This window comes from Rhodococcus jostii RHA1, from assembly GCF_000014565.1.
In the GTDB taxonomy this organism is placed as follows: Bacteria; Actinomycetota; Actinomycetes; order Mycobacteriales; family Mycobacteriaceae; genus Rhodococcus_F; species Rhodococcus_F jostii_A.
The window spans coordinates 1,825,861-1,847,168 of record NC_008268.1 but is presented as its reverse complement, the minus strand read 5'-3'; the positions used below and the strand labels follow the sequence as shown (position 1 = coordinate 1,847,168).

General features: G+C 68.0%; 23 protein-coding genes and 2 pseudogenes. 13 read left to right on the top strand and 12 right to left on the bottom strand.

All coding sequences use genetic code 11. The features are described from left to right. Window positions 1-61 precede the first annotated feature (61 nt). Both RHA1_RS51680 and RHA1_RS08490 read left to right on the top strand, forming a co-directional pair. Window positions 62-493 (top strand): recombinase family protein, encoded by a 432-nt coding sequence (locus RHA1_RS51680; RefSeq protein WP_237726864.1) that lies wholly within the window; start codon window positions 62-64, stop codon window positions 491-493. Between the two features lie 3 nt (window positions 494-496). Beyond that, a pseudogene (locus RHA1_RS08490) lies at window positions 497-2,086 on the top strand (zinc ribbon domain-containing protein). A gap of 41 nt (window positions 2,087-2,127) precedes the next feature. On the opposite strand, the gene RHA1_RS08485 reads toward RHA1_RS08490, so the two are convergent. The 3 genes from RHA1_RS08485 to map all read right to left on the bottom strand — a co-directional run bounded on the left by RHA1_RS08485 (window position 2,128) and on the right by map (window position 3,580). Then, a complete protein-coding gene (locus RHA1_RS08485; protein WP_009474445.1) occupies window positions 2,128-2,349 on the bottom strand; it encodes a hypothetical protein in 222 nt (73 codons plus the stop codon). Then, window positions 2,265-2,675 carry a DUF899 family protein gene (locus RHA1_RS53525; protein WP_011594679.1) on the bottom strand — a complete coding sequence of 137 codons (411 nt, stop codon included), beginning with the start codon at window positions 2,673-2,675 and terminating at the stop codon, window positions 2,265-2,267. The genes RHA1_RS08485 and RHA1_RS53525 overlap by 85 nt, the downstream gene beginning before the upstream one ends. 116 nt (window positions 2,676-2,791) lie before the next feature. Beyond that, complete coding sequence (map, locus tag RHA1_RS08480; RefSeq protein WP_011594678.1) at window positions 2,792-3,580, bottom strand: type I methionyl aminopeptidase; 789 nt, start codon at window positions 3,578-3,580, stop codon at window positions 2,792-2,794. Window positions 3,581-3,675: 95 nt separating this feature from the next. Here map and RHA1_RS08475 point away from each other — a divergent pair, with 95 nt between their 5' ends. Continuing rightward, a complete protein-coding gene (locus RHA1_RS08475; protein ID WP_009474442.1) occupies window positions 3,676-3,942 on the top strand; it encodes a helix-turn-helix domain-containing protein in 267 nt (88 codons plus the stop codon). A 25-nt stretch (window positions 3,943-3,967) separates the two neighbouring features. On the opposite strand, the gene RHA1_RS08470 is transcribed toward RHA1_RS08475, so the two are convergent. Next, window positions 3,968-4,594, bottom strand: coding sequence for a class I SAM-dependent methyltransferase (locus RHA1_RS08470; RefSeq protein WP_193384928.1), 627 nt, complete (start codon window positions 4,592-4,594; stop codon window positions 3,968-3,970). A gap of 63 nt (window positions 4,595-4,657) precedes the next feature. Then, window positions 4,658-5,566 (bottom strand): NADP-dependent oxidoreductase, encoded by a 909-nt coding sequence (locus RHA1_RS08465; RefSeq protein ID WP_011594676.1) that lies wholly within the window; start codon window positions 5,564-5,566, stop codon window positions 4,658-4,660. Window positions 5,567-5,679: 113 nt separating this feature from the next. On the opposite strand from RHA1_RS08465, the gene RHA1_RS08460 reads away from it, so the two are divergent. Then, window positions 5,680-6,120, top strand: coding sequence for a winged helix-turn-helix transcriptional regulator (locus tag RHA1_RS08460; protein ID WP_009474439.1), 441 nt, complete (start codon window positions 5,680-5,682; stop codon window positions 6,118-6,120). Between the two features lie 10 nt (window positions 6,121-6,130). On the opposite strand, the gene RHA1_RS08455 is transcribed toward RHA1_RS08460, so the two are convergent. From RHA1_RS08455 to RHA1_RS08430, 6 genes are all read right to left on the bottom strand, one after another. Then, a complete protein-coding gene (locus RHA1_RS08455) occupies window positions 6,131-7,405 on the bottom strand; it encodes an LLM class flavin-dependent oxidoreductase (protein WP_011594675.1) in 1,275 nt (424 codons plus the stop codon). Continuing rightward, the gene (locus tag RHA1_RS08450; protein ID WP_011594674.1) at window positions 7,405-8,331 is read right to left on the bottom strand and encodes a MetQ/NlpA family ABC transporter substrate-binding protein; all 927 of its coding nucleotides are present in this window, start codon (window positions 8,329-8,331) and stop codon (window positions 7,405-7,407) included. The genes RHA1_RS08455 and RHA1_RS08450 overlap by 1 nt, the downstream gene beginning before the upstream one ends. Before the next feature lie 39 nt (window positions 8,332-8,370). After that, window positions 8,371-9,063, bottom strand: coding sequence for a methionine ABC transporter permease (locus RHA1_RS08445; protein WP_011594673.1), 693 nt, complete (start codon window positions 9,061-9,063; stop codon window positions 8,371-8,373). Then, on the bottom strand, window positions 9,060-10,076 hold the full coding sequence (locus RHA1_RS08440) for a methionine ABC transporter ATP-binding protein (RefSeq protein ID WP_011594672.1): 1,017 nt from the start codon (window positions 10,074-10,076) through the stop codon (window positions 9,060-9,062). Before RHA1_RS08440 ends, RHA1_RS08445 begins: the two co-directional genes overlap by 4 nt. 148 nt (window positions 10,077-10,224) lie before the next feature. Continuing rightward, window positions 10,225-11,151 (bottom strand): LLM class flavin-dependent oxidoreductase, encoded by a 927-nt coding sequence (locus tag RHA1_RS08435; RefSeq protein ID WP_011594671.1) that lies wholly within the window; start codon window positions 11,149-11,151, stop codon window positions 10,225-10,227. Between the two features lie 43 nt (window positions 11,152-11,194). Next, a complete protein-coding gene (locus RHA1_RS08430) occupies window positions 11,195-11,587 on the bottom strand; it encodes a DUF3592 domain-containing protein (RefSeq protein ID WP_011594670.1) in 393 nt (130 codons plus the stop codon). Window positions 11,588-11,725: 138 nt separating this feature from the next. Here RHA1_RS08430 and RHA1_RS08425 point away from each other — a divergent pair, with 138 nt between their 5' ends. The 8 genes and pseudogenes from RHA1_RS08425 to RHA1_RS08390 all read left to right on the top strand — a co-directional run bounded on the left by RHA1_RS08425 (window position 11,726) and on the right by RHA1_RS08390 (window position 19,577). After that, window positions 11,726-12,067 carry a transporter gene (locus tag RHA1_RS08425; protein WP_050787267.1) on the top strand — a complete coding sequence of 114 codons (342 nt, stop codon included), beginning with the start codon at window positions 11,726-11,728 and terminating at the stop codon, window positions 12,065-12,067. Between the two features lie 133 nt (window positions 12,068-12,200). Continuing rightward, window positions 12,201-13,100, top strand: coding sequence for an LLM class flavin-dependent oxidoreductase (locus RHA1_RS08420; protein ID WP_011594668.1), 900 nt, complete (start codon window positions 12,201-12,203; stop codon window positions 13,098-13,100). A gap of 28 nt (window positions 13,101-13,128) precedes the next feature. Next, window positions 13,129-14,358: an acyl-CoA dehydrogenase family protein gene (locus RHA1_RS08415; protein ID WP_011594667.1), complete on the top strand. Its 1,230-nt coding sequence runs from the start codon at window positions 13,129-13,131 to the stop codon at window positions 14,356-14,358. A gap of 16 nt (window positions 14,359-14,374) precedes the next feature. Next, window positions 14,375-15,668, top strand: a pseudogene (locus tag RHA1_RS08410) (LLM class flavin-dependent oxidoreductase). Between the two features lie 27 nt (window positions 15,669-15,695). Beyond that, complete coding sequence (locus tag RHA1_RS08405; protein WP_011594665.1) at window positions 15,696-16,424, top strand: IclR family transcriptional regulator; 729 nt, start codon at window positions 15,696-15,698, stop codon at window positions 16,422-16,424. A 113-nt stretch (window positions 16,425-16,537) separates the two neighbouring features. Then, a complete protein-coding gene (locus RHA1_RS08400; protein ID WP_011594664.1) occupies window positions 16,538-17,494 on the top strand; it encodes a TauD/TfdA dioxygenase family protein in 957 nt (318 codons plus the stop codon). 76 nt (window positions 17,495-17,570) lie between these two features. Then, window positions 17,571-18,512 (top strand): TauD/TfdA dioxygenase family protein, encoded by a 942-nt coding sequence (locus RHA1_RS08395; RefSeq protein ID WP_009474426.1) that lies wholly within the window; start codon window positions 17,571-17,573, stop codon window positions 18,510-18,512. 15 nt (window positions 18,513-18,527) lie between these two features. Next, window positions 18,528-19,577 (top strand): ABC transporter substrate-binding protein, encoded by a 1,050-nt coding sequence (locus RHA1_RS08390; protein WP_011594663.1) that lies wholly within the window; start codon window positions 18,528-18,530, stop codon window positions 19,575-19,577. A gap of 51 nt (window positions 19,578-19,628) precedes the next feature. Here the strand turns inward: RHA1_RS08390 and RHA1_RS08385 are convergent, their stop codons facing one another. After that, a complete protein-coding gene (locus tag RHA1_RS08385; RefSeq protein WP_193384927.1) occupies window positions 19,629-20,456 on the bottom strand; it encodes an alpha/beta fold hydrolase in 828 nt (275 codons plus the stop codon). 245 nt (window positions 20,457-20,701) lie between these two features. Between RHA1_RS08385 and RHA1_RS08380 the strand changes: the two genes are divergently transcribed. After that, the gene (locus RHA1_RS08380) at window positions 20,702-21,304 is read left to right on the top strand and encodes a C40 family peptidase (RefSeq protein WP_011594661.1); all 603 of its coding nucleotides are present in this window, start codon (window positions 20,702-20,704) and stop codon (window positions 21,302-21,304) included. Window positions 21,305-21,308: the final 4 nt, after the last annotated feature.

The window sequence follows — 21,308 nt, the reverse complement described above, 5'->3', positions numbered from 1 at the left end:
ATCTCGACGTCTACCTGGGTCGACCTTCACCGGAGAGTGTTCGGGCCGACAGGCGGAAGCGTTGTACTGCCGGGAGTCCGGCTCGACCGGTCAAAAATCCTCGCTCGCCAATCAGGAGAAGATGCTGCGTGAGAGTGCCACCGGCACCGTGTACCGGGTCTACACCGATCGCGGTTCAGGTCTGCGGGAGACCCGGCCGGGACTGAATCGGATGCTCGACGACGCAGCCAGGGTCATTTCACGGTGCTGCGAGTGGTGTGGCGGGATCGGTTGGCGCGGTTTGCCGGTGGCGTGGATCGAGCGTTACCTGTCGGTGGTCGGCGTTAAGGTCGAGGCCCGGCGTGAACTTGGGGACACGTCGCTGGTAGAGGAGCTGTTGGATGACTTCATGGCAGTGCTCGCGTCGTTTTCCGGCCGCTTCACCGATTGTGGTCGAAGCGGAGTCAACGTCGGCTTCTTCGGCGATGCGCCGGCACGGTGGGAGAGGTGCTAGCTGATGGCCGATGCCGGATTCACTGCGCTGCGGCAGTTCTCGTTCACCACCCGCCCCTACCTGGCTGTCGATGACGCGACCGGTGCGCCGATCGGGCTCGACGACGTCGACGTTCGTGTCGGGTGGATGCTCGGCCTGATCTGGGGCGCCGAAGCGCACCTGCTGTCGCGGCTGTGGCACCCGGCCACCTTCGATGTCCTCGCCGCCGGATGTGACAGCCACGGCCGGAAACTGCCGATGCACGGTCATGTCGCTGCTGCGCGTCTGGGCTGGACCCGCATGTCACGCGGGTGGTGACCGCGCAGGCGGTAGGCACTTTGCGGGCTCTGTCATACCGAGACACCGCGATCACGGCACTGTCGGCCCGGTTCGACCCGGCCACCGGCCGCATCGCCGCACCCACGACGGCCGCGGAGTACGTCCCGCCCGGATCCGCTCGAGGTGTGGTGCGGCAGCTCACCGCGCGCTCACACCGCACCGCCGGCCCGGCAGAGGAGCGCCTGCGGATCACCGACGTGCAAGCGCCACCCCAGACCTCGGCGATGGCTCGGCTTTCCGCAGCGGATCGACAACTCGCACACCTCACCGTCACCGACACGGTCCCCGCCGCGGATATGAGATCGGGAACGACGGCGGTGGGCGTGGACTGGTCCCCGTCCACACTCGGTGCCGCTGCCATCGTGGCAGAGGACCCGGCCGGGTTGTCGTCGAATTACCGGGGCTGGACCTACGACGACCGAGGCCTCGGGATCAAGCTGGCCCGCCTACAGACCGAAGGTCAACTGCTGCACCGCAAAGCTGCTCGCTTGACCCAGCTGGCCGCGACCGCACCCCCCCGAGGTCCAAGCACAACTCGACGCGAAGATCGCCGTCCTCGACGGGCACCGAACCGCTGTCGGCGTCAAACGGGGAAAGATCAACCGGGAACTGGCGTTTCACTTCGGCCGCCAGGTCACCGACTACGCCGCCGCGGCGGGGGCGACGGTGATCGCGGTGGAAGACCTCACCACCCTCGAAACCCGCGGGCACGGGCGCGTGAACAACAATCGGGCAGCGCAATCAGCCCGCCGCAAAGCCGTCGACGCTCTCACCCACACCGTCGCCGGTGTCGGTGTGACGGTGGTGTCCGTGCCCGCACGCGGATCCTCGGCGTTGTGTCCGGGCTGCGACGAACCGCTCACGCGGCCGGGTGGTTACCACCGGGCCTGGTGTGTGCGGTGCACAGTCGGCGGAAATCGTGACCATGTGGCGGCCGTGAACCTGGCCAAACGGGCATTGCTGGGGCGCGGACAAGTCATTCGGAAGCGCGGGGCGAATCCGCAGATCCGGGTGATCGAGCATGCGCCGGTGCGCCGATGCCGCGACAAGAAGAGTCCCACTCCGAGCCGGCCGCGGCATCGCCGTGTCCGTCGTAGTGCTCCCGCCGCGACACCGCCGGTGGGGGTGAACCAGATAAAGATTGTTCCTGCGCCACAAGCGTCGGTGTGGGACACGGTAGAACCCGCAACACCGCAGCGAGTTACGGGTAGCCGTGAAGTACATACATCTCCCACGCCAGCCACGTCAGTGGTAGGAAGTATGAGATCTATGTAGACGCTTGGTGGGAGGATCTGCCGGTCGCCGACCTCCGGGAATTACCCGGCGATCAGCTCCCGCCAGAGCGCCTCGTCGAACTTGCCGCCCTTGCCGGGCGTCAGTCCGGCCGCCAACGCGGGTGCCAGGTATTCCGGATGGTCTTGCGGTCGATTCCCAGGGCCGTCGAGATCTGCAGCTAGGACCGGCCGGCATGCCAGTGCCGGAACAACTCCATCAGATCGGTCATCGTCCACGTTCTCCTTGCAGAACGTCTCGAACACCCTGTTGTCCTGTCGCAGATATCCCCAGGTTCAGGGGTTCCGTTGAAGAATGTGCAGCCCTCACATTGTTCGGCCGCGTGGTGGCCGGCGTGCCACACGTGGAAGTACGCGATCAACTGGCTGCGGCCCTCGAACACGTCCAGCAGCGGGACCGGCCCGTGCGGGCCGACCAGACCGGTGGCGGGGTCCAGGATCGCGATCTGCGGCCAGTCCGTGCTCGCCGCGTCGGTCTGGAACCGATGGCTCCGACGTACGGGTTGCTCGACATGACCGCGTACGGCCGTCAGGAAACGTGGGAGGACTCGCCGAGCGGTTGGCCCCAGCATTGGGAGCCCGGCACGAGGGAAATCATGCGCACCGACGGACGGCCCACAGCGCAATGGTCCCGCTGGAATCCGGACGCTCCGACGACCTCGGCGCCACCGGGCGCTGACGCCACTGATCACAGTGCAGATGCCGCGACGTGTTCGCGGCGCGTCAGCACGAGCGCCGGGCCGTCGGTGATCGCGATGGTGTGTTCGCTGTGCGAGGTGCGCGATCCATCCGCCGAGCGGATGGTCCACCCGTCGGGGTCGTAGACGATCTTGTCCGTGCCGGCGGCGAACCACGGTTCGAGGGCGAGCGTCAGCCCCGGGCGCAGTGTGAGTCCCCGGCCCGCCCGTCCGGTGTTCGACACGTGCGGATCCTCGTGCATGGTTCGCCCGAGCCCGTGACCACCGAACTCGGTGTTGACCGGGTACCCGTACTCGGCGGCGACCGCGCCGATCGCGGCAGAGATATCGCCCAACCGGTTGCCGGGTACCGCGGCGGCGATGCCGGCTGTCAGGGCCTTCTCGGTGGCTGCGATGAGGCGTTCGTCCTCGGGTCGTGGATCACCGACGATGATGCTGCGGGCACAATCGGCGACCCACCCGTCGATGGACACGGCGATATCCATGCTCAGCAGGTCCCCGTTCTGCAGCACGTAATCGTGCGGCAGGCCGTGGAGTACAGCGTCGTTGACCGACAGGCAGATGACGTTGCGGAACGGTCCGCGCCCGAACGACGGCGCGTAGTCCCAGTAGCACGACGTCGCGCCGCGCTGGGCGATCAACTGGCGGGCGCGTTCTTCGAGCTCGAGCAGATTCACTCCCGGGACCGCGCGGTGTTCGAGATCGTCGAGCAACTCGGCGATGAACGTGCCGGTGACGTCCATCGCAGCGATCTCCCGTGGTGTTTTCAGTTCCAGCACCAACTACTCCTCCTGATAGGCCAAAATCGGTATTAAAATACCACTCTAGACGGTGTGTAGGTATTTTCATACCGCTGCGGAGTTAGACTGCTCGCATGGTGCGTCTTCCTCTGACTCCGGAACAGCTGGCCGCAGGTAAGCGCCTCGGTCTTCAGCTACGGCAGGCGCGCGGTGATCGCACCCTCGCCGAGGTTGCGCAGGAGGCGGGGATCTCCCCGGAGACTCTGCGCAAGATCGAGACCGGGCGGATGGCGACACCCGCATTCACGACCGTCGCGGCCCTCGCCCGGGTGCTTCCCCTGTCGCTCGACGAGCTTGCCGACATCTGCCTTGCCCGTACCGGCCTCCGGCAAACCGGGTAGCAATTCTCCAGTCCGAGAAGGGGTCTCACAGGGTGTGCTGCCGGAGTGCGGTGATTGCGCCGTGCGGCCTGTGGCCGCTCCCCGTTCGTGTATGGGTCTCGATCACCTCGAAGCCGGCCGTGACCAACTCCTGGCCGAGTTCCGCCACCGGCCACCGATAGGCAGTGGTCACGGCGTGGTCGAAAGCCTCTACGGTTACTCCTTCGAAGAAGCCCACCAACAGCCCGCCGCCCGGCCGAATCACGCGCGCGAACTCGGCGAGCGGAGTCCGGATGTCCTGCGGACTGTGGTGAATGAGCGAGTACCACGACAGCACACCACCGAGTGATTCGTCCGCGGCGTCCACTGTCTCGAAGCCGCCGATGTCGAAGGAGAGGTCGGGATACTGCAGGCGAGCTCGTTCGACGAACTCGGGAACCAGATCGATCCCGCTCGCCGCCAGTCCGCACTCGGCCAAGAAGTCCGTCCACTGCCCCGGACCACACCCGGCGTCGAGGACGGGACCTGTCAGGGTGGCGGCCCAGCTGCTCGCCAGGGCCCGATCGGAGGGGTGTGTCGAAGTCATGGAGCCGAAGAGGTCCGTGTACTCCTGGGCTCTGGCCGAGTAGGACTCGCGGACGGTGCCGCATGGTGCGGCGCTCGTGTTCTCCATGCCGTCAATCATTGCGGAAAGTCGAGCGCCATCCCTGGAACGTTGCGGCCGGGATGGCGACGATCAGGGCTGAAGGACGTACTTCCCGCGTACGCCGCCCCGCGCGACCGCGTGGTGGGCGTCGGCCACCCGATCGAGCGGTACGACGGCGTGCACCCGCGCCGGCAGGTGGCCGCTCGCGGTGGAGTCGAGGAGCTGGGCGAGCCGGGCACCGTCGGGCTGCGCCACCAGCACCCGGACGGTGACGCCGCGTTCCTCGGCCGGCGCCGCGCCCGGCTGCACGCCGACGAAGAGGCCGCCGTCGCGAACCAGTGTGAGGCCCTGTTCCTGGAGTGCGGCGCAGTCGGCTACCGCGTCCCAGGCGCGCGCTGTCTGCGTGGTGAAGTCGGCACCGAGGCCGCGCACGAATTTCTCGTCTTCGGCGCGGGCGAGTCCGGTGACCCGCCAGTCGCGGTCCTGGGCGAGCGTCACGACGTACGCCCCGACCGCTCCCGCGGCCCCGGTCACCAGCAGGCTCCGGCCGCCACCGTCACCGAGCAGATCGACCAGCTGGTCTGCAGCGAGGCCGTTGAGCGGAACCGTTGCGGCGGTGCCCAGGTCGAGGCCGTCCGGCACGGGAGCGGTGTCGCTCGCCGCGACGATCAGCTGCTCGGCGTACGTGCCGAAGTCGCGGTCGAACCCGGCGACCAGCCCCGCGACGCGGCCGCCGACCGGGATGTCCACGTCCGGACCAGCCGCGGTGACGGTTCCGGCGAAGTCCCAGCCCAGGCCGGTGTGGTCGGGTTGGTCGATCAGCCCGAGCCGGTGGAACACCCCGGCGGTCAGCGCCAGGTCGACGGGGTTGACCGCGGCCCCCGCGATCTCGACCCGGACCTGGCCCGGCCCGGGCTCGACGACGGGTACGTCGATGATCTCGATGGAGTCGGGACCGCCGGGGGTGCGGACGATGGCGGTGCGGAAGGTGGTGGACATGTTGCCTCCTGTGGACCCGGATTGGTGCTGCATCTCCACGATGGAGGGGTTACTCTCCAATGGGAAGTACGCACTTCAGAGTGCGTATGTCACCGCACGGGAAGGAGCGGTCGATGCCGACAACGACGGCGGCCCAGGAGCGGGCGCACGCGAAGGTGGAGTACGAGGCGTTCCTGGCGACCTGTCCCAGCCGCCAGCTCCTCGACCGGATTTCCGACAAGTGGGTGACGCTGGTCCTGGCCGCGCTGGGCAGCGACGGCCCACACCCGGGCGAAGACTGCGCCGGCGAGCCGCGGCGGATGCGCTACTCGGAGCTGTCCCGCCGGCTGGCCGGAGTCAGCCAGAAGATGCTCACCCAGACGCTGCGCTCCCTCGAACGCGACGGCCTGCTCACCCGCACGGTGACGCCGACCGTGCCTGTCACGGTCACCTACGAGCTGACCGACCTCGGGCTCTCGCTCCACTCCGTCATCCGCGGGATCAAGGCGTGGGCGGAGGCGCATATGGACGAGGTGCTCGCCAACAGAAACACGTACGACACCCGCGTCGGCTAGCGCGCTGAACCTAACCGCTCACGGGGAGCGGAGCACCCTCGAAGCGTTCGCGGAGGGTGGATTCGGCGTACTCGTACCGGAAGATCCCCTTCGCGCGGAGGATCGGCACGACGTGATCGACGAAATCGGTGAGCCCGGAGGGAAATCCGTCCGGCATCAGGTTGAATCCGTCCGCCGCGCGCGCCAGGAACCATTCCTCGATGGTGTCGGCGATCTGTTCGGGTGAGCCGACGACCAGCCGGTGGCCGAAGCCGCCCGCCTTGCGAAGCAGTTCGGTCACCGAGTACCGGCTCTCGAGTGCCAGCCGCACGACGGCCTCCCGGAACCCGAGCGAGCCGGAGAACGACGGATCGACCGGGGCGAGAAGCAACTCCTCCGGGATCGGCCGGTCCGGGTCGAGCGAGCTCAGGTCGACGCCGAGCATGCCGCCGAGCCGTTCAGCGGAGAAACCGTCGGCGGCCTTGGATTCCCAGTCCTCGTACCGGGCGATCGCCTCGGTCTCGGTGCTACCCACCACCGTGACGAGCCCGGGAAGGATCTTCACCGCCTGGGGATCCCGACCGGCTGCGCGGGCGACATCCTTCACGTCCCGGTAGTGCTGACGCCCGGAGTCGAGCGTGAGCTCCGCCGAGAACACCGCGTCGGCGCTGCGTCCTGCCAGCGCGCGGCCCTGCGGGGAGCCGCCGGCCTGCACGAGCAGGGGGTGGCCCTGCGGCGACGGCGGCACGGGCAGTGCGCCGTGAACGTGGAAGTACTCCCCGTCGTGGTGCACCGGGACCCGGGTCGTCGCCGATTCCCACAGCGCGGTGACGACGTCCACGAACTCCGTGGCCCGGCGATACCGCGACTCGCGGTCGGGAATCCGGGAGAGACCGAAGTTGTGGGCGGTCGCGGCGTGGAACGTGGTCACCACATTCCACGCCACCCGTCCGCCGGACACGACGTCGAGGGAGAGGAATCGGTCCGCCAGATCGAACGGATCGTTGAACGTCGTCGACGCCGTGCCGATCAGCCCGAGGTGTTCCGTCGCGCTCGCCACCACCCCGAGCACGGTGGTGGGTTCGAGGGCCCGCGTCGGCTTGACGGCGGGATCCTCGCGGAGCGCAGGACCGTCCGCGAGGAACAGCGCGTCGAGGGTGCCGCGCTCGGCGATTTTCGCGACCTCGGTGTAGTAGTCCGGGTCGATGAACGACGTCGGGTGCAGGTCTGGAGCCCGCCACGCGGACGGGTGGAAACCCACGTCCAGCACGTTGACGTTGAGGATGACCTCTCGTTGCGCGGGCATCAGCCGGCCGGCTTCGCGGCCGCGCCGTCGACGTTGGTCTGGCTGCGGTCGGTGGCTCGCGCCGATTCGATGCTCTGCGCCACCCGGGAGAAGAACGGGTCGCTGTCGATGAGCTGGCCGATCCGCGGGTCGTGGTAGGTGTCGAGCAGCGGCGCGAAGTCGGGGTTGTCCTTGTTCTTCTCGTTGATGACGACCTCGATCCAGTACAACTCGTACGCGGGGGCGTTGAAGACGATCTTGTCGTCGGGGACGTCGGCGAGGTCGAAGTTGGACCGCCAGCCCAGTGCCAGGTCGACGTCGGGCAGCGTGCGCGGCAACTGCGCAAGCGCGGCCTCGGTGAACTCGAACGACTTCGGGTTGTCCTTCACGTCGCGGATGGTCACGCGCGACGGGTCGACACCGTCCTTCAGGGTCAGCTGGCCGAGGTCCTGCAGGGTCTGCAGTGCCTGCGCCTGATTCGACGGGTCGTCGGGGATGGCGACCTTCGCGCCCTTCGGGAGATCCTCGAGCTTGCCGTACTTCTCGGAATATCCCGAGAACTTGAGGACGTACCAGTCTCCGGCCGCATACAGTCCGAGGTTGCCGTCCTCGTTCTGCACGCGCATCCACTCCTGATGCTGGCTGTGGTTGGCGTCGATGTCGCCCTGGGAGACCGCGAGATTCTTGAGCTTCGAATCCTCGATCTGCACGGGTTCGACGGTGATGCCGTGGTCGGGGGCGAGTTTCGCGACTTCCTTGGCGAGCTTCTCGTCCAGGATCGATCCGGCGGTGTATCCGATCTTGAACGTGGTCTGCGGGCCGTCACCCTCGGTTCGGTCGTTGCCCCCGGCCGCGCCGCACGCGGTGAGGAGGAGAAGCAGGGTGGCCGTCAGTCCGCCTGCCGCCACAGCACGGGCGCGCGTCACCGAGCGGGGTCGAGTCGTCATGAGTGTTGTCCTCTGATCTTAGTGAATGTGAAGGAAGGCTCAGCGCCGGTTGGTGAGGCGGGCGGCCAGATCGCCGACGAGCTGGATGACCTGGACCAGTACCACGAGAGCGATGACCGTCGTGATCATCACGGTGTTGTCGAATCGGTTGTAGCCGTAGGCGATGGCGAGGTTGCCGATGCCGCCTGCGCCCACTGCTCCCGCGATCGCCGACATGTCGAGGATGCCGATCAGCGCGATGGTCAGAGCGCCGATGATGGTCGGAACCGCCTCGTGGAGTTGCACTTTGCGGATGATCTGAAAATTCGACCCGGCCGAGGCCCGGCCCACTTCCACCACTTCGGGGGGAACGTCCCGCAGCGAATTCTCGATCAACCGCGCGACGTACGGTGTCGCGGCCAGCGTCATCGGAACCGCCGCCGCCTGCACCCCGAGCGAGGTGCCGACGACGAACCGGGTGAACGGAATGATGGCGGCCATCAGCACCAGGAAGGGTAATGATCGACCGAGGTTGACCACCCAGCCCGCCACCGCGTTGACCGCCGGGTTGGGGAAGAGCCCGCTGGGAGCGGTGTTGTGCAGGATGACCGCCAGCGGAGTGCCCAGCAGGATCGCCAGGATCACCGTGATCCCGACCATCTGCACGGTCTGCTGCAGGGCGGGGAGGAACAGCTCGGGAAGTTCCTCGACCGGAGTCGAGATGGCGAGAACGACACTGCCCGGGGCGCTCATGCCGCGGCCTCCTCGGTGGTGCGCGCGGATGCGTCGTCGTCGACCCGGGTTCCGTGCAGGCCCCACGACGACAGCAGGTCGCCGACGGACGGATGCTCACCGGCCACCGAGATGGTGACCCGCCCCGCCGGTCGCCCGCCGACCGATTCCACGGTCCCGGACAGCACGCCGATCGACCGGCCTGTGGCCTTGCCGAGAAGCTCGATCCAGTTGGTGGGGACGGTGTCGGAGCCGTAGGTGACGTGCCAGAGCACGTCCCGGTCCTCCGCGGTGATGTGGGAACGATCGGGGAGGAGCCCGACGCCGAGTTCGGAGTGCGGATCGCGGAGGAGTTCGATCACCGGGCCCGATTCCACCACCCGCCCCGCGTCGAGGACGGTGACGACGTCCGCGACCTGCCGGACGACATCCATCTCGTGGGTGATCAGCACGATCGTCAGCCCGAGGTCGTCGCGCAGTTCGCGTAGCAACGCGAGGATGGATCGCGTGGTATTGGGATCGAGCCCCGACGTCGCCTCGTCCGACACCAGGACCTTCGGAGCGAGTGCCAGCGAGCGGGCAATCCCCACCCGTTGCCGCTGCCCGCCGGACAGCTGCCGGGGGTAGAGGTCGGCCTTGTCGGACAATCCCACCCGCCCGAGCAGTTCCGCCACCCGTGCCCGCCGCTCGGAGCGGCCCACACCGGCGAATTCGAGAGGCAGGGCCACATTCTCGGCCGCCGTGCGACGGGCGAGGAGGCTCGACGCCTGGAAGATCGTGCCGATCGCGCGACGCTGATCCCGGAGCCGGCGTTCGGACAGTCCCGAGACGTCGGTGCCGTCGAGCAGAATGCGACCCTCGGACGGGCGCTCCAGGAGGCTGATGATGCGCGACAGCGTGGTCTTGCCCGCACCGCTCTGGCCGATCACCGCCGCGATCTGGCCGGTGCCGACGGAGAAGTCGATGTCGTGGAGCACTTCGACGGAACGGGATCCCTTCCCGAATCGTTTCGTGACGGAACGGACTTCGATCATGCTGAACCACCTGTGTCGGATGACGGCACCTCGGGTCGGCCGTCGGGACGGAAAATCCCGGCCCGCGGACGGGCCGGTGGATTCCCGAAACGATAGGCGTGAGTAAACGGAAAGTCATGCCTAAGAATCGACTTGATCGGAAGGGCGGCTAGTTCTGCGCGCCCGGATAGACGGGACGGCGGTGGGCCGGCGCCGGCGCCGGATCGGGCAGCCGCAGCGTCGCCCGGAGCGACCGCTGCCGGTACCCGCGGGGCCGCGCCGGCCTCGGCCACGCGGCGAACCCGGCGTCGAGGTCGGTGACGGTCGCGATGTGACCGTCCACCTCGGTGGCGTCGGGATCGTCGACGACGAACAGCAAGGCGCGTTCGCGCACAGCCCGCCCGTGACGGTCGACCTGGCTGCCGTCCAGCACGACCATGTCGGAAACCTCGGCGGCGGAGACGATGTCATCGCCGTCCTGCGCCCACCACGCGACGGGAATCTTCTGCTGCGGCGGGGTGGGGACGTTGAGGGGGCCGGCGATGTCGAAGACCCCGCGGTGGTCGGCGTAGACGATCCGGTCGGAATCCGCGAAACGCACGTCGTGCGGGCGTCCACGGATCGTGTCGGCCGGCCAGCTCTCCCACAGCGTGCGGGAGGCGTGGATCGCATCGGTCGTGGCTGCGGGACTCGGTCCGGCATCGATCCACACCCCCGCCGAAGCCAGGTTTCCCGGCGCCGATCGGTCCTCCACACCGGTGAGCCAGCCGACCCGGCCGCGGCTGGTGTGATCGAGCGATGCGAGCCGGCGAGCCAGGTTGTACGGGTGGTCGAGGTGGGGAACCGCGGTGACGAACACACCGACGTCGTCGGTGGCGGCGATCAGTGCTGCGGCGGACACGCTGGGCGACAGGGCGGCGGTGGGCCGGGGAGCGGTCCGCGACACCCGCTCGACGCCGAGCAGGACGAAGTCCGCGCCCGTGCGGGTGATGAATGCGCCGAGTTCGTCGATCCGGCCGCGGCGAATGGCGTCGACGAGCAGACGCTCACCGAGTGCGAGCCCATGGAAGGTCCTGCTGCGCTGGATCACACTCATCGGAGGTCTCCCGTTGTCGATTCGTGGGTCTGCTGTCGTGATGTCAAGGGGTATCTCCTGAGAAGAGGGTGGATGCCGCGAGGGTCAGGGACGTCAGTCCCAGGATCACCAGCAACATCGATACGGACGCACTGCGCCGGAGAACGCTGGACCGCGGATTCCGCGGGTCATACCACAGCCAGAGAGACTGTCCGACAACGAATTCGCCCCTACCCCCATCGGACAGCGAGGCGCCGAGCGTCGATCCGGGATCGAATGTCCGCCGCTGACCGACGAACTCGTCGCTTCCGACCCGATACGAGTAGGTGATCGACGGCCGTACGTCGACGACCGAGCACTCGGACCCGGTCCACGACCGGGATCTCCACAGCGCGAGGACGCCCGGAACCCCACGGAACAGGAGGAACGCGCCCGCGATGATCCAGACGGTGATCACACGGGTGACGTTACGGCCCGCGTCGGTGTGTCGTACAGCCTTCTCCGCAGCGTGAGCGGAACACGAAACCTGCGCGTCTCGTTCGATTCCCGGTAGGTGAAAATGGCTCGAATAGCTCTGTCCGCCAGACATTTAGAAATGTCGTTGAAATCAAGACGAGCGGAAGACTCGGAAAACGGGCGGTCGACGGCCTACGGTTGCCGGGCAGGAAAACTTCGCAGCCAGAACTACGACAGCGACCAGGGGGATCTGTTCCAGCTCGAAGGCGCCGACCCGTATCTCGACGGCCTGCTCCGTTCGCAGGTCACCGAGACGGACCGGGCCGAGCGGATCGCGTTGATCGAACAGATCCAGGATCACGTGATCGACAGCGCCTACACGATCCCCCTGCTGCTGGATACCCAGATATTCGCCGTCGCTCCGCACATCCACGACTTCGGCAACGCGGCCAACTCCGTGCCCTGGTTCTACGACACGTGACGGAACGCAACTGACTGATCATGGGGGACACAAAGTTTCATGTCGACACAGTCCAGAATCAGACTGAGCGCAACGCTCGTCCCGTGAGCGATGCTCTGGGAAGGTAACGACTATCGCGGAAAGGGGAACCGTCATGAGCCGACATTCCGTCGTCGGACTGCACGTTGATGCCGCAGTCGTCACCGAACTGCTCGACCCGAGGCAGCCGGCGCGGCGAGAAGAGTTCGGGCGCGGCATCGACGAGTCGGGAATCGACTTCGTCGTTCTCGGCGGTGACCGCCTGGACGCTGGGCAGTCGAGTCACGCGACGATCGATGCGACCGTGGCCGCCACCGTCCTGGCTCGCCACACGACGTCGGTCGGACTGGTGGTGGCCGGTGCTCCCGTCCGCGATCACCCGTTCAATCTCGCGCGCCGCCTCGGCTCGCTCGATCACGGATCCCACGGCAGGGCCGGATGGCTGATCGGTTCGGGCCCGGTGGACGCCGCGGTCGATGCCGTGTCGGTCGTCCGGAAGTTGTGGGAGAGCTGGCCGGCCGACAGCATCGTCGACGACGCCGAGCGCGGCATCTTCGCGGAATCCGAGCGGATCGTCTACATCGATCATGCGGGTACGTTCTCCGTGTCGGGCCCGCTCAACGTCCCCGAGCCACCGCAACGCAAGCCGCCCGTGTTCTGGCGCCCCGCGAACGAGGCCGAACTGGTGGCGGCGCGGCGCACGGCCGACGCCGTGATCCTCGCGGACGAGGATGCGGTGCGCCGCTATCGAGCGCACTTCGACCCCGATGCCGCCCGTGACCAGGTGGTACTGACCGACCGGCACTGGGCGCCCGGCGGCGGTTCCACGCTGGCGACGGAGGCCGACGGTGTGGTCTTCCGAGGGGCCACCACGGCAACCCTGCCCGCCCTGCTCGACGCGGTGCGGCGGGAGCCGATCCTCCAGGACCCGCGGCGCACCCTGCGTGACCGCCTGGGCCTGCAGACGGCGGAGACCGTACTGTCCGGCGGCCGCAGCGCCTTCCCGGTCAGCTGAGCATTCCACCGAAGACAGGAGATTCACCATGACAGCGGTATCCGAGGCCCCCGCGCCGGAGGCGGTGCGTCCGCCTGCCCGCGGCTCCGCCGAGCTGGCGGCCGTGATCGCCGAGATCGCCGAGGACGCCGCGCGGCGGCGCACCCGTGGCGGGACCGAGGGCCCGCGACGGGCCGTCGAGTTGATCCGCGAACACCGGCTCGGGGCCGTGCGGGTGCCGCGGGAACACGGCGGCGGTGGTTACACCTTGCAGGATCTCTTCGATCTGGTGATCGACCTCGCCGAGGCCGATCCCGATGTGCCACACATCGTCCGGGTCCACTACGCGTTCGTCGAGGAAGTGCTGCGGGCCCCACGCACGGAGCGCAAGGACGCATGGTTGCCGGAGATCCTGTCGGGCACACTGTTCGGTGGCGCGTCGTCGGAACTGAGCACCCGCGCCGTCGGCTCCTACAGCTTCGAATCCACTCTGACACCGGATCCCGGCGGATACCGCCTGAACGGGGTCAAGTTCTACAGCACCGGTTCGCTGTACTCCGATTTCATCCGGGTCTCCGCCAACCTCCCGGACGGCAAGGTGCTCAGCGCCATCGTTCCCGCCGACCGGGCCGGGATCGTCCACAAGGACGACTGGGACGGAATCGGCCAGCGCCACACCGGCAGCGGGACGACGGTGTTCGAGAACGTCGCCGTCGAGGAGTCCGAGACGCTGCCGTTCCGCGGTGGCGACGAGGAGACCCGGCCGCGGCAGGCGCTTCCCCAGTTGTATCTGCACGCGATCGCGGCGGGCATCCTCCGCACCGTCACGACCGAGTCCGCCGAGCTGATCCGCGGCCGCAAGCGCAGCTTCGTGTTTGCAGTCGCCGAAGAACCACGGCACGACCCGCAGTTGCTCGAGATCGTCGGAACCCTCTCGGCGGCTGCCTTCGCGGCGGAGTCCGTGGTCCGGGCGGCCGCCGCATCACAGGATGTGGCCGCGGACGTCGCGCGCACCTCCGGCGTCGACACGAGGCTCGAGCAGGAGGCCGCGGTACTGGCCGCCAAGGTGAAGGTGGCCATCGAGGACATCGCGCTCCGGGCGGCCACCCGGCTGTTCGAGGTCGGCGGCGCCTCGGCCACCCGGGAGTCGGCGCACCTGGACAGGCACTGGCGCAACCTGCGAACCCTGTTCTCCCACAACCCGACGGTGTACAAGGCGCGGGTGATCGGCGACCTCGTGGTCAACGAGACCCCGCTTCCCGACACCGGATTCTTCTGATTCGGAAGGCACTGCCGTGAGTAGATCCCGACGCCAACTGGTGCTCAACGTGAACGTCCTCGACGTGGGAATCGCCCCCGGAGCGTGGACGCTCGACGACGTGCACGCGCACTCGTTCGTCGACCTCGATCACTTCACCAGGATCGCGCAGATCGCCGAGCGTGGCACCCTCGACGCGTTCTTCCTCGCCGACGGTCCCGGCTTCTGGGAGAACCCCCGGGTGAAGCCGACCCGGGCGCTGGAACCGTCGGTGATCCTGGCGGCCGTGGCGACGGCCACCGAGAACCTGGGCCTGATCGGGACCGCCTCCACCACGTTCAACGACCCGCGCGATCTCGCCGAACGCTTCCTGTCCCTCGACTACCTGAGCGGCGGCCGGGTGGCGTGGAACGTGGTCACCACGTATTCGCCGACGGCCGCAGCCAATTTCGGATTCGACCAGATTCCGGACCGCGACTACCGCTATCGCCGTGCCGAGGCGTTCGTCGGTGTGGTGACCGCGCTGTGGGAGAGCGCCCGGAGCGGTGTCCCGGTGTCTCATCACAGCGAATTCTTCGACGTCGACGGCGTGCTGCAGGTGCCGCCGTCGGAGCAGGGGCAGCCGCCGCTCATCCAGGCGGGCGGGTCACCCGCCGGGCGTGACCTCGCCGGCCGCACCGCACACGGCGTCTTCTCCGCGGAGCTGACGCTCGACGCCGGGCGCAGACACTACAAGCACGTCAAGGACGTGGCGCGGGCGGCCGGCCGCAACCCCGACGACGTGAAGATCCTGCCCGGGCTGATCACGGTCATCGGCTCGACCGAAGCGGAGGCCGTCGCGCGACACGAACAGCTCCGCGCCCACGTCCCGGCGAAGTTCGGCTGGGACCGGCTGAGTCTGACCCTCGGCGTCCCGCTCGCGGAACTCGACCTAGACCAGCCGATCCCGGCGTCGCTGCTGGACGGGCCGCCCCCCGTCGACGTTCGCGGGTTCCCTCGGGTTCCGCGAATCAGTGGTCGGGCTGGCGCGCGAGCGGAATCTGACCGTGGCCCAGCTTCTTCGCGAGTTGGACGGCGGTGGCGGGCACCGCGCCGTGATCGGCACACCGGATCAGGTGGCCGACACCATCGAGGCGTGGTTCCGTGCCGAGGCGGCCGACGGATTCAACCTGATGCCCGACGCGTTGCCGTCCGGACTCGACACCTTCGTCGACGAAGTGGTGCCCCTGCTCCGCAAGCGGGGGCTCTTCCGTCACGAATACGCGGAGAAGACCCTGCGTGAGCGCTTCGCGGTGCCGCTTCCCGAGTACGGCGCCGCACGCTCGGCCTGAGTTCGTTCAGACGGTAAGGAGGGGCTCGTGACGTCACCGCGGTCGGGCTCGCAGGCGGTGGAACGGGCGATCGCGGTACTCGCCTGCTTCGAGGGGGCGACCGACCTGACCGTCAGCGCGCTCGCCGCCCGCACCGGGTTGGCCGTCAGCACCGCGTATCGCATCGTGCAGGCCCTCGTCCGCGGCGGATTACTCGAGCGTGACGAGCGGACCGACTGCTATCGGGTGGGGCCGAGCCTGATCTCCCTCGCCCTGCCGTCGCTGGGGCGGCTCGACGCCGAATCGTTCGCCCCTCACCTGTATTCGCTCGCCGCGCGTGTGAAGCTGACGACCAGTCTCGGGGTCGCGAAGGACGACGTCGCGGTCACCGTCTTCTCGGCCCGCCCACCCGAACGGTTCTGCACGCATCAGCTGCCCGGGGCACGTCAACCGCTGCAGAGCAGCGCGATGGGAATGGCGATCCTGGCGTTCGGGACGGCGTCCGCACGGCGAAGCAGTTCGGTGACGGCGTCCTCCGACCTCGAACGGGTCCGGCGGCTGGGGTACGCCGCGGCCTTCTCCTCGGAGAACCGGGACATCCTCGCCGTCGCGGTTCCCGTTCTCGACCCCGAGGGACGGCCCCGCGGCGCATTGGGGGTCCAGGCGCTGCGCCGGCGACTCACCGACGAACTGGTGCGGGAGATCGTGCCGCCGATGCGCGGCGTCGCGGCGCGGATCGGTGCGGGGGCCGGAACCGCATTTCCCGCGTTCCGGTAGGGAAAAACTCAGGGTGAACCTTTTTCGCATTGTGAAAATACCGTTGTAGCAAAGTGGTTCGGAATTCGATGATGATCGCGACGTATCGATTCAGCCCGAAACCAGGAGTACTCATGACACTCACCACCGCCGCGCCCGCCGACTCGGATCAGACCGCCGACACCGCGCTCGAGGTCCGTCCCGTCGCCGGGCACATCGGCGCCGAGATCTCCGGAATCGACCTCCGGAAAGAGCTGGCCGACAACGAGGTAGCGCAGGTGCGCGACGCCCTGCACCGCTACAAGGTCCTGTTCTTCCGCGACCAGGAGATCGGGCACGCCGAACAGATCGCGTTCTCGCGGAAGTTCGGTGACGTGACGCCGTCGCACCCGTACGACGACGAAGCCCCCGAAGGTTTCCCGCAGATCCTCGCCGTCGACAGCCGCAAGTACGAGAAGCGCTTCGGGCGCAAGAAGTACAGCTACGACAACAAGTGGCACACCGATGTCACCGCGCTGATCAATCCGCCTGCCGGCACGATCCTGCGCGCCCACATCGTCCCGGAGCAGGGCGGCGACACCCAGTGGACGAACCTCGTCGCCGCGTACGAGGGTCTGCCGGACTCGCTGAAGGGGCTCGTCGACGGTCTCCGCGCCGAGCACCGGTTCGGCGGACGGCACCCGCAGTGGGCCGAGGACAGCAGCTACGCCCTGAAGACGCGGGAGAACCCGCTCGTCACCGAACACCCGGTGGTCCGTGTGCACCCGGTGACGGGGGAGCGGGCACTGTTCGTCACGCCCGGTTTCACCAGCCGGATCGTCGGCGTCTCGCCGTCGCAGAGCGACCGCCTGCTGGACCTGCTGTTCGCCGAGGTGACGAATCCCGCCTACACGGTGCGGTTCCGCTGGGCGCCGGGCAGCCTCGCGTTCTGGGACAACCGTGCCACCGCCCACCTCGCGCCCACCGACCTCGACCACCTCGACGTCACCCGCGTCCTGTACCGCACCACCCTCGAGGGCGACGTTCCCGTCGGCCCCGACGGCAAGGAGTCCACGTCCATCGCCGGTGCGGCGTTCCGCGGCGAGAAGTAGGCGGCTTCGCCGCCCGTGCGCGGTTAGCGAGTCTCTGGACTCGTCAGCCACTCACAGAACCAAGGAGACAACAGAAATGACAGTTATCGACGACCGTCCCGGTGTCGTCACCGAGCTCCGGATCGCTCCCATCGCCGGCTATATCGGCGCGGAGGTCAGCGGTGTGGATCTTGCGGGTGACCTGGACGAGGCCGCCGCCGCACGACTGCGGCAGGCATTGCTCGACCACAAGGTGCTGTTCTTCCGCGACCAGCCTCTCGACCACGCGGCGCAGATCCGGTTCTCCCGACACTTCGGCAAGGTGACACCCGCCCACCCGTACGACTACAACGCCCCCGAGGGCTACCCGGAAATCCTGGAGGTGGACAGCCGCAAGTACGCGGCCCGCGGCGGTGCCCGCAAATACAGCTATGCGAACTTCTGGCACACCGACGTCTCGGCGCTGGTGAACCCGCCGGCGATCACCTTCCTCCGATCGGAGCTGGTGCCGGACGTCGGGGGCGACACCGCCTGGACCAATCTCGCTGCGGCGTATGCCAACCTGCCGGAATCGTTGAAGACGTTCGTGGACGGCCTGCGCGCCGAGCACCGCTTCGGGGGACGGCAGAAGCGATGGGAGGCGGGCAGTGATGCCGAGCAGAACGTCACCACCAAGCCGATCGTGACGGAGCATCCGGTGGTCCGGGTGCATCCCGAAACCGGTGAGCGCGGGCTCTTCGTCACCCCCGGTTTCACGAGCCGGATCCTCGGTGTCTCCCCGGCGCAGAGCGACCGGATTCTCGACCTGCTCTTCGAGGAGGTCACGAACCCGGCCTACACCGTCCGGGTTCGCTGGCAGAACAACAGCATCGGGGTGTGGGACAACCGCATCACCGCGCACCTCGCGCCGGCGGATCTCGACCACCTCGACGTCGTTCGGGTTCTCTACCGCACCACCGTCGAAGGTGATGTTCCGGTCGGCGTCGACGGTCAGCCGTCGCGGTCGGTGGTCGGCAGCGCGTTCCACGGCGCCGACTGAGCCACGGGAGACGACATGAGGGCTGAGTTGCCGATCGGGTTGCGCGGCAACAGATCGATCGTTGCGGCGGTGTTGGGCACCGCCGTGGCGCTGGTGGTGGCCGCATGTGGTGGGTCGGCGTTCGGCGGGGGCACCACGGCGGACGGCATGACGGTGCTGCGGTACGAGGGCAGCCCGGCCAGTGTCACCTTCCCGGAACTCGCGGAGGACCTCGGCTACTTCGAGAAGGTGCAGCTGGAGTGGCAGGGCGACACGACGAGTGGACCGCAGAGCATTCAGTCGGCGGCCACCGGAGACACCGATTTCGGGTCCGCGTTCAACGGCGCCATCGCGAAACTCGTCGACGCCGGGGCGCCGCTGACCGGGGTCGTGTCGGTGTACGGTTCGGACGGCGACACCGAGGCCGACAGCTTCAACGGCTACTACGTCCTCGAGGGCAGCCCCATCCGGACGGCCCGTGAGCTGATCGGCAAGAAGGTGGGTATCAACACCCTCGGCGCCTACCACGAGTACGTCATCAAGGAATGGCTGTTTCGTGCCGGACTGACCGACGACGAGATCAACCAGGTCGAGCTGACCGTCGTGCCCCCGAACAACACGGAACAGGCACTGCGGTCGGGACAGATCGACGTGGGGAATCTCGGCGGGATCGTGAAGGATGCCGCGCTCGGCCGGGGCGGGTTGACGCCGCTGTTCACGGATGTCGATCTCACCGGACCGTTGGGGATCGGGTCGGTGGTGTTCCGGAACGACTTCATCGCGAAGAACGAGGAGGCGACCCGCGACTTCGTGCAGGGTGTCGCGCGTGCCGTGCGATGGACGCAGACGGTCCCGAAGGAGGAGGTGGTCGACCGGTTCGTGAAGATCGTTGAGGGGCGTCGGCGGAACGAGTCCACGGAGTTCGTCCGGCAGTGGAAGAGTGCCGGCGTGCCCGCGCCCGGGGGAGTGATCGCCCCTGGGGAGTTCCAGATCTGGATCGACCAGGGCGTGCGGTTGGGGGTGCTGAAACCCGGGGGCGCGGCGGCGGAGGACCTCTTCACGAACGAGTACAACCCGTACGCGTAGGCGGCTTCGCCGCCCGTGCGCGGTTAACGAGTCTCTGGACTCGTCAACCGCTCACGGGCCGCGGAGTGCCCGGCGGAGGGTATCGGCGAACGTGGTGGGGTCGTGAATCAGCCAGCCGTGGCCGCCCGTCACGGTGAGGACGGGCGGATTGCGGAGTGCCTTCCGCATCGACTCGAAGCTGGCGAGCGGAATCGTCCGGTCCCCGCGACCCCAGACGAGGGACACCGGTAGTCCCCGGTCGGCGAGGACGCCGAGTTCGTGGCGCAGGTCCGCCCGCCTGGCCAGGTGTGCGGTGCGCCAGACCGCACCCGGATCCCGCAGCGTGTTGGGCAGGAAGCCGTTGACGAGCGACGCCGCCGTGTGGGCGATGGTCCGGATCGACAGTGCCTCACCCAGGGCCGACGCGCCCCAGTCCCACAGCGGCCTCTCGCCGATGGGCCGTATTCCCCAGCCGTCGGACGACCAGGCGCCACCGCCCACGGAGTTGACGAGCACCAGGCGCGCGACCCGCTCCGGAAGGTCGTGGGCAGCCTGAATGGCGACGCCCCCGCCGAAGGAGTGGCCGATCAGTGTGATCGGTTCGCTGATTCCCGCCTCGTCCAGGAACCGTCCCAGCCAGGCCGCGTAACCGGCGAAGGTCCGCGCCTCGGGCGGATGGTCGGGAGTTCCGCCGAAGCCGGGGAGTGTCGGAGTGAGGACGCGATGCCCATGCTGGGCGAGCATCGACAGGCTGCGGCCGTACACCCGCGGGGTGAGCCCCCATCCGTGCAGGAAGACGACGGGTGAGCCGCGCCCCACGACGGTGAGGGTCGCGGCGTCCGCACCTGCGGGTACCCCGAAGATCTCGGGTTCTGAGTTCTGGATCAGTGACACGCCCAACAGCGTGGACGACGCGCATGCCTTCGGTAACGGGCCGAATTGCCTGAAGGCATACCTGTTTCTGGGGTTTCATGACGGACCGGTCGGTTCGAGATCTGATCGTTATATACCTGCATTGCGAAAACAGGTATGTGTATGGGCCATTCGGCCGTTGTCTGCTGAGTCCGTGACCGGGATGTTATCTAACGTCTCGTCCGAGCGGCACTGATGTCGCCGGAACCTCATGAATTGAAGGACTCAGCTCAATGGCCAAGCATAGATTGCGTCGGGGCAATCGTCTGCAGTTTTCGACCGGCGGTCTTCTGATCGCCGCCGGTGTGGGAGTGGGAGCGTTTCTGCTTCCCGTTGCTCCCGCTGCAGCGGAGCCGATCACGATCCCAGGGATTGGGACGTTCGAGGTACCAGGCGTGCCGCCAGTGCCTCCGGCTCCGGCTCCGGCTCCGAACCCAGCGCCCCTCCCGGGACCCCTGCCGGGACCCCTGCCTGCCCCGCCGGCGTTGCCGTCCACCCACGGTGCGCAGGCTCTCGCGGCCGCCGAATCGAAGATCGGATCGCCCTACGTCTGGGGCGCCACCGGGCCGAATGCCTTCGATTGCTCGGGTCTGGTGCAGTGGGCGTACAAGCAGGCGGGCATCTCGGTACCCCGCACCACCTACGACCAGCTGAACGGTGGCGCGCCCGTCGACAAGGGGAGCCTGCAGCCGGGTGATCTCGTCCTGTTCAACGGGGCGAACCACGTCGGGCTCTACGCCGGGAACGGCACGGTCGTCCACGCGCCCACCGCCGGGCAGCCCGTGAAGCAGGCGCCCCTCGATTCGATGCCGTTCTACGCGGCGCGCCGGTACTGAGGCG